Annotated in this window: 10 protein-coding genes; 4 read left to right on the top strand and 6 right to left on the bottom strand. The window is 68.0% G+C overall.

From position 1 onward, the window contains the following. The first annotated feature begins 51 nt into the window (after positions 1-51). From bcsZ to CBM2588_RS20880, 4 genes are all read left to right on the top strand, one after another. Positions 52-1233: a cellulose synthase complex periplasmic endoglucanase BcsZ gene (bcsZ, locus tag CBM2588_RS20895; protein ID WP_115682281.1), complete on the top strand. Its 1182-nt coding sequence runs from the start codon at positions 52-54 to the stop codon at positions 1231-1233. Positions 1234-1473: 240 nt separating this feature from the next. Beyond that, on the top strand, positions 1474-4011 hold the full coding sequence (gene ligD, locus CBM2588_RS20890) for a DNA ligase D (protein ID WP_115682280.1): 2538 nt from the start codon (positions 1474-1476) through the stop codon (positions 4009-4011). 30 nt (positions 4012-4041) lie between these two features. After that, positions 4042-4938 (top strand): non-homologous end joining protein Ku, encoded by an 897-nt coding sequence (locus tag CBM2588_RS20885; RefSeq protein WP_115682279.1) that lies wholly within the window; start codon positions 4042-4044, stop codon positions 4936-4938. Then, positions 4935-5756: a tetratricopeptide repeat protein gene (locus CBM2588_RS20880; protein ID WP_115682278.1), complete on the top strand. Its 822-nt coding sequence runs from the start codon at positions 4935-4937 to the stop codon at positions 5754-5756. Before CBM2588_RS20885 ends, CBM2588_RS20880 begins: the two co-directional genes overlap by 4 nt. Before the next feature lie 62 nt (positions 5757-5818). Here CBM2588_RS20880 and flgL read toward each other — a convergent pair whose 3' ends face one another. From flgL to flgG, 6 genes are all read right to left on the bottom strand, one after another. After that, on the bottom strand, positions 5819-7048 hold the full coding sequence (gene flgL, locus CBM2588_RS20875; RefSeq protein WP_115682277.1) for a flagellar hook-associated protein FlgL: 1230 nt from the start codon (positions 7046-7048) through the stop codon (positions 5819-5821). A gap of 37 nt (positions 7049-7085) precedes the next feature. Next, on the bottom strand, positions 7086-9005 hold the full coding sequence (gene flgK, locus CBM2588_RS20870) for a flagellar hook-associated protein FlgK (protein ID WP_115682276.1): 1920 nt from the start codon (positions 9003-9005) through the stop codon (positions 7086-7088). Positions 9006-9318: 313 nt separating this feature from the next. Then, positions 9319-10377, bottom strand: a complete 1059-nt coding sequence (gene flgJ, locus CBM2588_RS20865) for a flagellar assembly peptidoglycan hydrolase FlgJ (protein WP_115682275.1) — start codon at positions 10375-10377, stop codon at positions 9319-9321. 2 nt (positions 10378-10379) lie between these two features. After that, positions 10380-11525 carry a flagellar basal body P-ring protein FlgI gene (locus CBM2588_RS20860; RefSeq protein WP_269462432.1) on the bottom strand — a complete coding sequence of 382 codons (1146 nt, stop codon included), beginning with the start codon at positions 11523-11525 and terminating at the stop codon, positions 10380-10382. Between the two features lie 7 nt (positions 11526-11532). Then, the gene (gene flgH / locus CBM2588_RS20855; RefSeq protein ID WP_115682273.1) at positions 11533-12231 is read right to left on the bottom strand and encodes a flagellar basal body L-ring protein FlgH; all 699 of its coding nucleotides are present in this window, start codon (positions 12229-12231) and stop codon (positions 11533-11535) included. A gap of 11 nt (positions 12232-12242) precedes the next feature. Then, positions 12243-13028 carry a flagellar basal-body rod protein FlgG gene (flgG, locus tag CBM2588_RS20850; protein ID WP_012355134.1) on the bottom strand — a complete coding sequence of 262 codons (786 nt, stop codon included), beginning with the start codon at positions 13026-13028 and terminating at the stop codon, positions 12243-12245. Between the last annotated feature and the right edge of the window lie 43 nt (positions 13029-13071).

Genomic DNA, 13071 nt, shown 5'->3' with positions numbered 1-13071 from the left:
TGAGCCGTCCAGAGCGCCCCCCGCTCTGCACCGCGGCGCATCACCTTCGCCATGACAAACCCAGCCCGCCGCCGTTACGTGACTTATGCCTGCGCGCTCGGCGCCAGCGCGCTGACCGCCACATGGCCCACCGAGACGCGCGCCCACGCGCCATCTGTCACACCGCCCGCATCCCCCTGGCCGCTCTACCGGCAGTTCCTGGAGCGCTTCGTGCAGGCGGATGGCCGCGTCATCGACTACTCCACGCCCACGTTGCAAAGCACGTCCGAGGGACAGTCCTACGGCATGGTGTTTGCCCTGGTCGCGGATGACCGCGATACCTTCGACCGGCTCTGGCGCTGGAGCGTGGCCCATCTTGGCGATGGTCGCCTGGACGACAAGCTGCCGGCATGGCAGTGGGGCAGGCGCGACGACGGCACGTGGGGCGTGCTGGACCGCAATCCGGCTGCCGATGCCGATCTGTGGTTCGCGTTCGCGCTGGCGGAGGCCGCGCGCTTGTGGCATGCCCCCGCCTACGCCGACGCGGCACGCGCGTTGCTGCGGCTGGTGGCAGCGCAGGAGGTGGCCACACTGCCCGGCTTCGGCCCCATGCTGCTGCCCGGTCCCGCGGGGTTTATCGACAGCGGCCCCGACGGCTCCCGCAGCTGGCGTCTCAATCCCAGCTATCTGCCGGTACCGGTGCTGCGCCGGCTCGCCGCCTTCGACCCGCCGGGTCCGTGGGGCAGCCTGGCCGCACAGGCGGCAAGGCTGATCCGCGCGGTGTCCCGGGCCGGCATCGTGCCGGACTGGTCGGCCTACCGCGCCGGTGCGCGTCGGCGTGGATTCGTGCGCGATCCGGTCAAGGGAGACCTCAGCAGCTATGACGCCGTGCGGGTCTACCTGTGGGCTGGCATGACGCCCGGGCAGGACAGTACGCGGGGCGCCATGATGCAGGCGCTGCTGCCCAATGCGGCGCGCCTGGCAGGACGGGCGGCACCGCCGGAGAAGATGTACGCCGAAAGCGGCAAGGTCGAAGGCATCGGACCCCCCGCTTTCTCCGCCGCGCTGCTGCCGTTCCTGAGCGCCGCCGGCTCGCCGGCCCTGGCTGCCCAATGGGCGCGTGCGAGGGAGATCGTGGGCGCACCGTCGGGGCCTGGCGGCCCGACCTACTATGACACGGTGCTGGGCCTGTTCGGGCTTGGGTTTATGGAAGGGCGCTACCGCTTCTCCGCCTCGGGCCACCTCGACAGGTGATGGCGCCAGGCGCAAGCGCCTGTCGCAAGACGCACTTTCCAGCGCATCTTGTCAGACGGCTTCCGATAGCCCGCATCCGCGTGCGCGCGCAGACTGGCCCCATCACTCCGGGGAGACCGCCATGGCCGGAAAACACCTTCACGTCGTACCCGTCGATGGGTCCGGTCAAGCCGCGGCGTGCGCGTCCTGCGTGGCGCGCGCCGGGGTCCGCTGATCCGGGCAACGACATCGGGCAAGGCCATGGCAGGCCGCAAGACCCGGGCCGCTCCCGCCGCCAGGCATGGCGGCACCGCGCCCGCTGGCGGCCTCGAGCGTTACAGCAAGAAGAGAAATTTCGGCATCACGCCCGAACCCAGCGGGAAGCCAGCGCGGCCACGGCCGCGCCAGGATGCCGGGCCGCTGCGCTTTGTCGTCCAGAAGCACTGGGCCAGGCGCCTGCACTATGATTTCCGGCTGGAGCTCGACGGCGTGCTGCTCAGTTGGGCAGTGCCCAAGGGACCGTGCTATGACCCGGCCGAGAAGCGCATCGCCGTCCATGTCGAAGATCACCCGCTCGACTATGCCGGGTTCGAAGGCGAGATCCCGCCGAACCAATATGGAGCCGGGTCCGTGATCGTCTGGGACCGCGGCACCTGGACGCCGGTGGGGGATCCGCATGACGGCATGGCCGCCGGCAAGCTTGTCTTCGATCTGCACGGCGAAAAGCTGACGGGACGCTGGGAACTGGTGCGCATCGCCAAACCGGGCGACAAGTCCGAGCAATGGATACTCTTCAAGAAGCGCGACGCCTGGGCACGTCCGCTGGCAGAGTTCGATGTCCTCGCCGCGCTGCCGGACAGCGTCATCGCCAGGCCGCTCGGTGCATTGCCCGAGGCCTCCGGCGTCGCGGACCAGGAGGATCCGGACCAGGCCATCCGGCGCGCGCCGCGCGCGCCATTGCCGGCGAAGCTGCGGCCCCAGCTTGCCACGCTCTCGCCCGCCCTCCCTTCCGGCGCCGGCTGGATCATCGAAACCAAGTTCGACGGGTACCGGATCCTGGCAAGGATCGACGATGCCCGGGCAACGCTGTTCACCCGCAACGGGCATGACTGGACGCGCAGGCTGAACTCACTGGCGGCGGAAATCGAGAAGCTCGATATCTCGCAGGGCTGGCTGGATGGCGAGATCGTGGTGCTGCGCGACGACATGCCGGATTTCAACGCCTTGCAGAACGCCATCGACGGGCATCGCCACGAGGCGATCGTCTACTTCGCCTTCGACCTGCCCTACTGGGAAGGCCGCGACCTGCGCGAGCTGCCGCTGGTGCAGCGCAGGGCGAAGCTGGCCGGGCTGGTTGCCGAGCGCTCGGAGCGGGTGCGCTTCAGCGAAGCCTTCGACGCGCCGCCGGCGCAGATGTTCCAGGCGGCCTGCCGGCTCGGCCTGGAGGGGCTAATCTTCAAGCGCGCCGATTCCCCCTATGTCTCGGCACGGACGCCGAGCTGGCTGAAGGCCAAATGCAAGCTGCGCCAGGAGTTCGTCATCGGCGGCTTCTCCGACCGCGAAGGCGCCTCTGCCGAGGTGGGCAGGCTGTATCTGGGCGTCTACGCGGATGGGGCGCTGGTTTATGCGGGCGGCGTCGGCACCGGCTGGGACAGTGCCACCGCCATGGATTTGCGCAAGCGCCTGGCGGCACTGGAAGTCAAGGACAGTCCTTTCTCGACGGAGGCCCGCGGCAGCGGGCGCTGGGGCGGCCGGCGGCCTGCCGTGGTGCGCTGGGTCAAACCAAAGCTGGTCGCGGAGGTCGAGTTCACCGAGTGGACACCGGACGGACAGGTTCGCCACGCGTCATTCAAAGGGCTGCGCACGGACCATGTCGTCAAGTCGATCCGGCGCGAAGCGGTGCAGACCGCGGTCACGCCCCATGGCGTTGCCGCCATCAAGGTCACCAATCCGGAACGGGTGATTGACCAGTCCAGAGGCATCACCAAGGTGGAACTGGTGCGCTACTACGAGAGCGTCGCCGCGGTGATGCTGCCGCACCTGGCGGACCGCCCGCTCTCGCTGGTGCGCGCGCCAGAGGGCATCGACTCGCCCACGTTCTTCCAGAAGCATGCCGAGACGGCAATGCCCGGCCTTACCGAGCAACCGGCTTCGCTGTGGCCCGGCCACGCGGCGTTGCTGACCGCAGACTCGCCCGAAGCCATTGTCGCCGCCGCCCAGATGAACGTGGTGGAGTTCCACACCTGGAATTCCACCGCGCGCGATATCGACCATCCTGACCGGGTCATCTTCGACCTGGACCCCGGCGAAGGCGTGGCGTGGGAGACCATGCAGGAAGCCGCCATGCTGGTGCGCACGCTGCTGGACGAGCTGGGCCTGCAGTGCTGGCTCAAGACCAGCGGCGGCAAGGGCCTGCATGTGGTGGTGCCGCTGGCACCGCGGCGGACCTACGATGAAGTGAAGGCGTTTTCACATGCGGCTGTCAGGCACCTGGCCACCACGCTGCCGCAGCGCTTTACCGCCCGCTCCGGCGCCGCCAACCGCAAGGGCCGCATCTTCGTCGATTACCTGCGCAACGGCTTCTCGCAGACCACCGCCGCCGCGTTCTCGGCACGCGCGCGGCCTGGGCTGGGCGTGTCCATGCCGGTGTCGTGGGAGCAACTTTCCAGGCTGAAAAGCGGCGCGCAGTGGACCATCCGCGATGCGCGCGAGTACCTGAGCTTCCAGCTGGCGGACCCCTGGCAGTCTTACTGGGACACACGCCAGACTTTGACGGAGGCCATCGAACGCTTAAGCTGAATCCAGGCGCAACCCAATGTGGAGTATCCAATGGCTGCCCGATCGCTCGCTTCCCTGTCGCTGTCGTTTGGCCTGGTGTCGATCCCGGTCAAGCTCTATACCGCCACCGAAAGCAGTTCCGCCGTGCGCTTCAACCTGTTGAGCAAGGATGGCTCGCGTGTGAGGCAGCAGTACATTTCCGAACAGACCCAGAAGGTTGTCGAGCGTGCCGACATGATCAAGGGCTACGAGTTCGAGAAAGGCCGCTTTGTCACGTTCGCGCCCGACGAGCTCAAGGCACTGGAAGAAAGCGCCAGCCATATGGTCGATATCGTCGCGTTCATACCCGAGCAAAGCGTCGATCCGCTTTACTACGACAAGGCGTATTTCATCGCGCCCGACAAGCGTGGCGGCAAGCCCTACAGCCTGCTGCGCGAGGCCATGTCGCGGACCGGCCGCTGCGCCATCGCGAAATGGGCCTCCAAGGGCAAGTCGCACGTGGTCCAGATCCGCCCGGTGGAAGGCGGGCTGGTGTTCCAGCAGCTGCTGTTCGCGGATGAAGTGCGCAACATCGCCGAACTGAATATCGAAGAGGTGGCGGTGTCCGAGGCCGAGCTCAAGCTGGCGATCCAGCTGATCGAGCAGGCCTCCGAGGAAGAATACGACCCCAGCCAGTACAAGGACGAGGAGAAGGCCAGGATCCTGGCCGCCATCGATGCCAAGATTGCCGGCAAGCACATCGTTGCGCCCGAGCCGGTGGAAGCCGGCGCCGGCGGACAGGTGATCGACCTGATGGACGCGCTGCGCGCCAGCCTGTCGAAGAAGGGAGCTCCGGCCGCCAAGGGCAAGGCTGCCGCAGCTGCGGCACCACCGGCCCGCAAGTCTGCCCGGCGCGGCGCGGCGGCCGAGCCCACGCCGATCCGACGCACCACCAAGAAATCAGCGTGAAGCGCAACGGCGGTCTCAGTACGCGTGACCTCGAGGCGCGCCTGGGCGTGTCCAGGCGGCTGATCGCCAGCCTGGTCGCGGCCGGGCTGGTGCAGCCCACGCGCGGCCCGCGCGGCGAACACGTCTTTTCCTTCCAGGATGCCGTGCTGATCCGCACCGCCGACTCCCTGCACCGGGCGCATATCGGGCCCGCGCGCATCCTGCGCGCGCTGCGCCATCTCGAGCGGCTCAGGCCGGACCGGCACCTGTCCGCGGTACGCATTTCGGCGTGCAGCGGCAAGGTGTCGGCCCGGGACCGCCACGGCGACTGGATCGTGGAAACGGGCCAGCGGCTGATGGACTTCGGCACACAGGACGACGCCGGTGTCCGCGTCATGGCCCTGACCAGGGAAGCCTCAGCCTACGCCGCTGCCGACGAAGCGCTTGCCGAGGGCCTCAGGCTGGAACCGACAGATGCCCGCGGCGCCGAAGCGGCTTACCGGCGCGCGGTGGTTCATTATCCGGCGATGCTGGACGCCTACCTCAACCTCGGCTGCATGCTGGCCGATCAGGAACGGCTGGACGAAGCCATCCTGCTCTATGAATCCGCGCTGGCCGTGCTGCCGGACGAGCCCGAGCTGCACTTCAACCTGGGCGTCGCGCTGGAGGATACCGGGGCGACACAGGCTGCCCTGGCTGCCTATGAGCGCAGCATCGAACTTGCCCCGGGCGATGCCGACGCGCACTACAACGCCGCGCGCCTGCATCAGGAGCTGGGGCACATCCAGAACGCGCTTCGGCATTTCAACCAGTATCGGAAGCTGGATCGCTCGAGGTGAGCGTGCTCCGAAGCGGTTTGCGGTGAGGGTCGCAAAAGGCCGTTAGTTACCGGCCCCTCCCCTTACAGATACTTGAAAAGATTCATCCCCTGGATCTGCATGAACGACTGCTGCGCCCCCTGCAGCGCCATCTGCCGCTGGTAATACTCGGTAATCGCCTTGGCGTAATCCAGGTCCTGCAGCCCCGACAGCGTCTGCGAATACGTCAGGTCCCGGTTGGCACCCACGTCATCCAGCGCATCCAGCTCGTTCATGCGCGAGCCCACCGAAGCGCGCACGGTCAGCACGTTGTCGAGCGAGTTGGAGAACTGGCGCACGGCGGTCGACAGCACGTTGCCCAGGTGGGCGCGGTCGTTGTCAGAGGCGTTGGGCTGGCGCAGCGTGTCGATCACCGTCTGCAGGTTGGCGAACATGTCGGTGCCGGCCTCGCTCGCCGGCTGCATGGTCAGGGTGTCGCCGGCCTTGGGGGTGCCGGTGACGTTGAAGCTGAAGCCCGCGACTTCGATCTGCGCCGGCGAGGTGTAGGGCACCGGGCCGGTCACCACCGGTGCGGGGGTGGTGCCGGTCGAGGTGTCGGTAATGGTGTATTCGATCTGGCCGGTGGCGTTGGCCGTGAACGACATCTGCAGCGCATGGCCGAACAGCGGGTGGCTCGGGTCGGTGGTGGACACCGTGCCGAAGGTGGCGGTGCCGGTGTTGGCGGGGTCGCCCTTGACCACATAGCCGGCGCCGCCGGTCACGCTCATGAAGACTTCGCGGCCGGTGTTGCCGGCGGGCATCTGGCGCGCCACGTCGACCTGCAGCAGTTGCTGGCCGTTGTCGCCGATGTAGGTGCTGGCCCCCGCGCTCTGCGTGAACGGCGCGCTGCCCGAGCGGGTGCCGCCGAACAGGAACTGGCCGTTGCCGTCGTCGGAGTTGGCCAGGCCCAGCAGCTGGTTGTACAGGCCTTCCAGCGCGGTCGCGAGCGAGCCGCGGTCGGCATCGCTCATGGTGCCGTTGCCGGCCTGCACCAGCAGGGTCTGGATGTTCTGCGTGATGGTGGTAATGGACTGCAGCGCGTTCTCTTCCGCGGCCAGCGCGATATTGGCCTGGTTGCGGGAGGTGGCGTACTGGCCGTTGACGGCCTGCGCCTGGCTGACGCCCAGCGCGCGGGTGGCGCCGACAGGATCGTCCGACGGAGTCAGGATGGAGCGGCCGGTGCCGAGCTGCTGCTGGATGTGCATCAGCGCGCCCTGCTGGTAGTTCATCGAAGCCAGGCCTTGCTGGTACAGGGTGGAGCTTGCAACGCGCATATTGGGTTACCTCTTCTGACGCGGGGTGGCGCGGCGCTTAGCGGCCGATGCCGATGATGGTGTCGAACAGCGTGCCGGCGGTCTGGATCACGCGCGCGTTGGCCTGGTACAGCTGCTGGAAGCGCAGCATCGACACGGTTTCCTCGTCCATGTTGACGCCCGACACCGATTGCTGCGCGGTCTTGATCTGCGTGGTGATGCTGTCCTGCGAGGTCGAGGCGATCTTGACCGACTTGGCGCGCGTGCCGACATCGTTGACCAGCTGCGCGTAGGCTTCGCTGAAGCTGGACACGCCGCCGATGGTCTTGGCGTTCTGCAGCTTGGCCAGCACCAGCATGTTGCCGTTGTCCTTGACCGCGCCGGCATTGCTGCCCAGCGTAAAGCTGTCGCCCGCGGCGGGCGTGCCGCCGAAGCTGAAGGTCAGGCCGTTGAGGGTGAAGTCGGTATTGCTGCCGTTGGGCACGCCCACCGGCTGCGGCGCCATGGCCACGCCGCCGACCTTGAAGATGTAATTGGTGCCGTCGAACTCGGCGGTGATCTTGCCGGCCGGCGGAGTGAACCCGGGCGCGACCTTGCTCAGCGACGCGGTGGCGTTGCCCTTGTTGCCGGCAGTTGCCTCGATGTAGGCAGGCGATGCCGCCGCGATCTTGGCGGGATCGCTGATCGCCATGTCGAAGCCGGTGGCGGCATTGCGGGTGGGCTGCACCATGAACGAATCGTTGGTGCCCATCGCCGCATTGATCTCGACGGTAAAGCCGTCGACGCTGAATTGAAGCGGGTAGGTGGCGCCGCCGGCCGGTACGGGCGTGACCACCTGCTGGTTGTCGGACAGGCGCGTCAGCGTGTAGTTGGTGCCGTCGAAATGGAGCTTGTAGTCGCTGGTGGTCAGCGCCGATGCATTGCTGATGGTGGCGGTGGCGACCGTGGTCTTGACGGTGTTGTTGGCGTTGGGGATGGTGGTGGCGCCGCCAAGCCGGAACATGTCGGTGCCGGCGGCGCCGTTCAGGTCGATACCGAGCTGGTGCTGCGCATTGAAGCTCGCGCCGATCGCCAGCGACAGGCGGCCGATCGCGCTTTGCGCCGGATCCAGCGTCTCCGTACGGAACTGCAGCAGGCCACCCAGCGAGCCGCCGGTGAGCGCGCCCGGCTCGCTCTCGATCACGGCGCCGGAGGGCAGCGTGTAGGCCACCACGGTGCGGTTGGGGTCGGCCGCCGAGGCCACGGCCTTCAGTTCATAGGCGTCATTGCCCATCACCAGCGGCTGGCCGTTGCCGACGAAGACGTTGTAGGTGCCGCTGTCCTGCACCACCACCTTGGCGCCGACCAGCTTGGTCAGCTCGGCCACGGCCTGGTCGCGCTGGTCGAGCAGGTCGTTGGGCGGCTGGCCGCCCGAGGCCGCTTTCAGGCGCGTGATTTCCTGGTTCAGGTTGGCGATCTGCCTGGTGTACGCGTTGACCTGCGTGACCGCGGTGCCGACCTGCTCGTTGACGCCGGCCTGCAGCTGCTTGAAGTAGTTGCTGGCCGAGCGCACCTGTCCCACCAGCGCCTGGCCCGCCGACAGCATGCCCTGGCGCGCGGCCGGATCGGCCGGGGTATCGGCCACCGCCTGCACCGCGGCGAAGAACTTCTGCATCAGCGGCGCCAGCCCGCCCTTCTGGTCGGCCAGCAGGTTGTCGATCTGGCTGATCTGGTCCGAGTACATCGCCAGCGACGCGCTGGCCGAGGTGGCGCCGCGCAGCTGGCCGGTCAGGAACTCGTCATAGACGCGGATCACCGTGGTGGTGTTCGAGCCGAAGCCGTAGAAGCCCTGGCTGGTGTACTGGCCGCCGGCGGACGCGACGATGGTGTTCTGGCGCGAGTAGCCTTCGGTTGCCGAATTGGCAAAGTTGTGGCCCGTCGTCGTCAGCGCGTTCTGCGCGGTGTTCAGGCCGGAGAGGCCAATACTGAAGAGAGACATGGTGCTCTGGTCCGGGATTGGTGGGACTGCCGCGGTGAGGGGCGGCGGGGTGGTATGTGGGAGTTATCGGCTCGGTGGGGGTGGGACTTTAGCTGTGGCAGTGAGCTTCGCCGGATCCTGCTGGTTTGCTCCCCTCTCCCGCGGGCGGGAGAGGGGTTGGGGGAGAGGGCCGGCGGTGGAAATAGCGACGGGCGTCACTTCGTTGACGCTCTTGCCCTCTCCCCCACCCCTCTCCCGCAGGCGGGAGAGGGGAGCTTGGTTCGTGCGGTGTCGGCTGCGGTTAGCCGCCGTATTGCAACTGAAGCCCCGCGTCTTACGCCGCCACCTTCTTCATGATCTTCACCAGCTTGTGCCCGTACGCCGGATCCGTGGCATACCCCGCCCTCTGCAAGCCATGCGCCGCGTCCTCGGCGCTGGCCGCGCTGACCACGCCCGCGTAGCGCGGGTTGCTGGTCAGCAGGCGCGCGTAGTCGGCGCAAGCCTCGTCGTAGGACCCATAGGCGCGGAACTTGGCCCGCACCTTCTGCGGCTGGCCGTCGATGTATTCGGTGGTGGTGATTTCCGCGACGCGGCCCTTCCAGCTGGGGCCGGCCTTGATGCCGAAGACGTTGAACGTGGTCGAGCCATCGGCGTGCGTGATTTCGCGCTGGCCCCAGCCGGATTCCAGCGCGGCCTGGCCGACGATCAGCCGTGCCGGCACGCCGCTGGCGCGGGCAGCAGCTTCGGCGGGGCCGGCCATGCGGGCGACGAAGGCGCTGACGTGCGCGGGCGCATCGTCGGGCAGCCGGCCGAGCCGGTCTTCGCCCTGGCCGTGGTCCCCGTAGGACTGCGGCTGGTACTGGCGCAGGCCCGCGGTGGGATTCCATTGCTGGCCCGCGACGATGGTGCCGATGGCGGGCAGGTCGGCCTGCTCGCCGGCATCGGCGGGCATGGCGCCGGCGCCGCGGCTGTCGAGCAGCCTGGCCAGCTCGGCATCGGCGGCCTTGCCGGCCTCGGCCGGCGTCAGCGCGTTCATGCCGGCGGGCATCGCGGTGCCGGTGGCGCGCGCCAGCTGGCGCACCATCACGTCGGCCAGGCCGATGCCGCGCGACGACATCTGCTGCGCCAGCTGCTGGTCCATCATCGACAGGTAGAGCTTGCTCTGCTCGTTGTCGAACAGGCCGTCCTGCGGCGTGGCGTCGCGCATGCTCTTGAGCACCATCTGCGTGAACACCGCCTCGAACTGCTTGGCGACGGCCTGCAGCGTATTGGCGTCGGCGCCGCCGCGCGCGCTGTGCTTGAGCGCCTCGAAGCCCTGCGTGTCCAGCGCGAAGCGCTGGGTCAGGTCGGCGCCGGTCGCAGGCATCGCGCCACCGTTGATGCCGCTGTTCATGGTCAGATCACTTCCAGTTCGGCGCGCAGCGCACCCGCCGCGCGCATCGCTTCCAGGATGGTCTGCAGGTCGGCCGGGGTCGCGCCCAGCGCGTTCAGCCCCTTGACCACGGCGGCCAGCGAGGCGCCCGCCTTGACGATCTGCAGCGAGCCGCCCTGCTGCCTCATGTCGATCTGCGACACCGGCGCCACCACGGTCTGCCCCTCGCTGAACGGCGCGGGCTGGCTGATCACCGGCTGCGTGTTGATGACCACCGACAGGTTGCCGTGCGCCACCGCGCAGTCTTCCACCGTCACCGCCTGGTTCATCACGATGGAGCCGGTGCGGGCGTTCAGGATCACCTTGGCCGCGGCCTTCGCCGGCGTCACGTCGAGATTCTCGATGCGGGCCAGGAAGCCCACGCGCGCCGCCGGCGACACCGGCGCGCGCACCTGCACCACGCGCCCGTCCAGCGCCGCGGCTACGCCGCCGCCCATGTTGCGGTTGATGGCTTCGACCACGCGCTCGGCGGTGCTGAAATCCGTGTCCTTCAGTTCCAGGTTGAGCACGCCGCCATCGGGCTGGAACGGCGCGACCGCGCGTTCAACGATGGCGCCGTTTGCGATGCGGCCCACCGCCAGCTGGTTGATCTGCACCTTGCTGCCGTTGGCCGACGCGCCGGCGCCGCCCACCAGCATGTTGCCCTGGGCGATGGCGTAGACCTGGCCGTCGGCGCCCTTGAGCGGCGTCATCAGCAGCGTGCCGCCGCGCAGGCTCTTGGCATTGCCCATCGACGACACCACCACGTCGAGCTGGCTGCCAGGCTGCGCGAACGCGGGCAGCGAGGCTGTGACCATCACCGCCGCCACGTTCTTGAGCTGCATGTTCTTGCCGGCCGGCAGCGTGATCCCCAGCTGCGAGAGCATGTTGGTCAGGCTCTGCGTGGTGAACGGCGTCTGCATGGTCTGGTCGCCGGTGTTGTCCAGCCCCACCACCAGGCCGTAGCCGACCAGCGGGTTGTCGCGCACGCCCTGGAAGGTGGCCAGGTTCTTCAGGCGCTCGGCCTTGGCACTGGTGGCAAAGGCGCCAAAGGCCACGCCCAGCGCCAGGCTGACCATGGTCAGCCGCAGCAGGCGGGACAGGAAACGAGCGAGCATCTGGGCAGACATGGCGCGGTCAGAACGGAGAAACATTGAGGAAGAAGCGCTGCAGCCAGCCCATGTTCTGCGCTTCGTCGATCACCCCCTTGGCGGTGTATTCGATGCGCGCATCGGCGACCTGCGTCGACAGCACGGCGTTGTCGCCGGTGATGGTGCGGGGATTGACCACGCCCGAGAAACGGATGAACTCGGCGCCCTGGTTGATGGCCATCTGCTTTTCGCCGGAGACCACCAGGTTGCCGTTGGCCAGCACTTCCAGCACGGTCACGGTGATGGTGCCGTTGAAGGTGTTGGCCGCGCTGGCGCCGCCGCTGGCCTTCATGGTGTTGGCGCCGTTGATGTTGGCGTTCTGGCTGGCGCCGAACAGGCCGCCCAGCGCGCGCGGCACGGACTCGAACGCCAGCGCGGCGTTGCCGCTGCGGCTGGTGTTGGTGCCGGAGTTCTTGCTGGCGTTGACGTTCTCGGTGATGAGGATGGTCAGGATGTCGCCCACGTTGCGCGGGCGGCGGTCCTCGAACAGCGGATTGCCGGCGTACGACGACTGGTAGATCGAGCCGGAAGCCGGGCCGATCGGGCGCGGCTCGGCGCGCGCCGTGGTCGGCATCTGCACCAGCGGCTCGCGCGGCATCAGCGCGCAGCCGCTCGCGGCCAGCATTGCCACGCCGGCCAGGCAAACCAGCGCACGCGCGCCCAGGCGGGAAAGCAAGGTGGCCATGTTCACACCAGTCAACCCAGTTGCGCCAGGCGCTGCAGCATCTGGTCGGAGGCCTGCACCGCCTTGCTGTTGATCTCGTACGCGCGCTGGGTCTGGATCATGCTGACCAGTTCCTCGACCACGTTGACGTTGGACGCCTCGACATAGTTCTGCTGCACCACGCCCGCGCCGTTCAGGCCCGGCACGGTGGTGTTGGGCGCGCCCGACGCATCGGTCTGCACGTACAGGTTCTCGCCCATGCTTTCCAGGCCGGCCGGGTTCATGAAGGTGGCCAGCTGCAGCTGCCCCACCTGCACGTTGGCGCTGGAGCCCGGCTGCGTCACCGACACCGTGCCGTCGCGGCCGATGGTCATCGACAGCGTGTTGGCCGGGATGGTGATGGCGGGCTGGATCACGAAGCCGCTGGACGTGACCAGCTGGCCGTTCTGGTCCACCTGGAACGAGCCGTCGCGGGTATAGGCGGTGGTGCCGTCGGGCAGCGCCACCTGGAAGAAGCCCTGGCCCAGGATGGCCACGTCCTTGGCATTGCCGGTCTGCTGCGGATTGCCCTGGGTGTGGATGCGCTCGGTCGCCACCGGGCGCACGCCGGTGCCCAGCTGCATGCCCGAGGGCAGCGTGGTCTGGTCCGACGACAGCGCACCGGGCTGGCGGATGGTCTGGTACATCAGTTCCTCGAACACCGCGCGGCCGCGCTTGAAGCCGTTGGTCGACACGTTGGCCAGGTTGTTCGAGATCACGTCCATCTGCGTCTGCTGCGCATCGAGGCCGGTCTTGGCAATCCAGAGAGAGCGGATCATGTGGGTCCTTGGTGGGTGCTGTGGGCCGGCACGACAACGCCGT

This window comes from Cupriavidus taiwanensis (assembly GCF_900250075.1).
Classification (GTDB): Bacteria; Pseudomonadota; Gammaproteobacteria; order Burkholderiales; family Burkholderiaceae; genus Cupriavidus; species Cupriavidus taiwanensis_C.
This window is presented reverse-complemented; position numbering and strand designations above follow the sequence as displayed.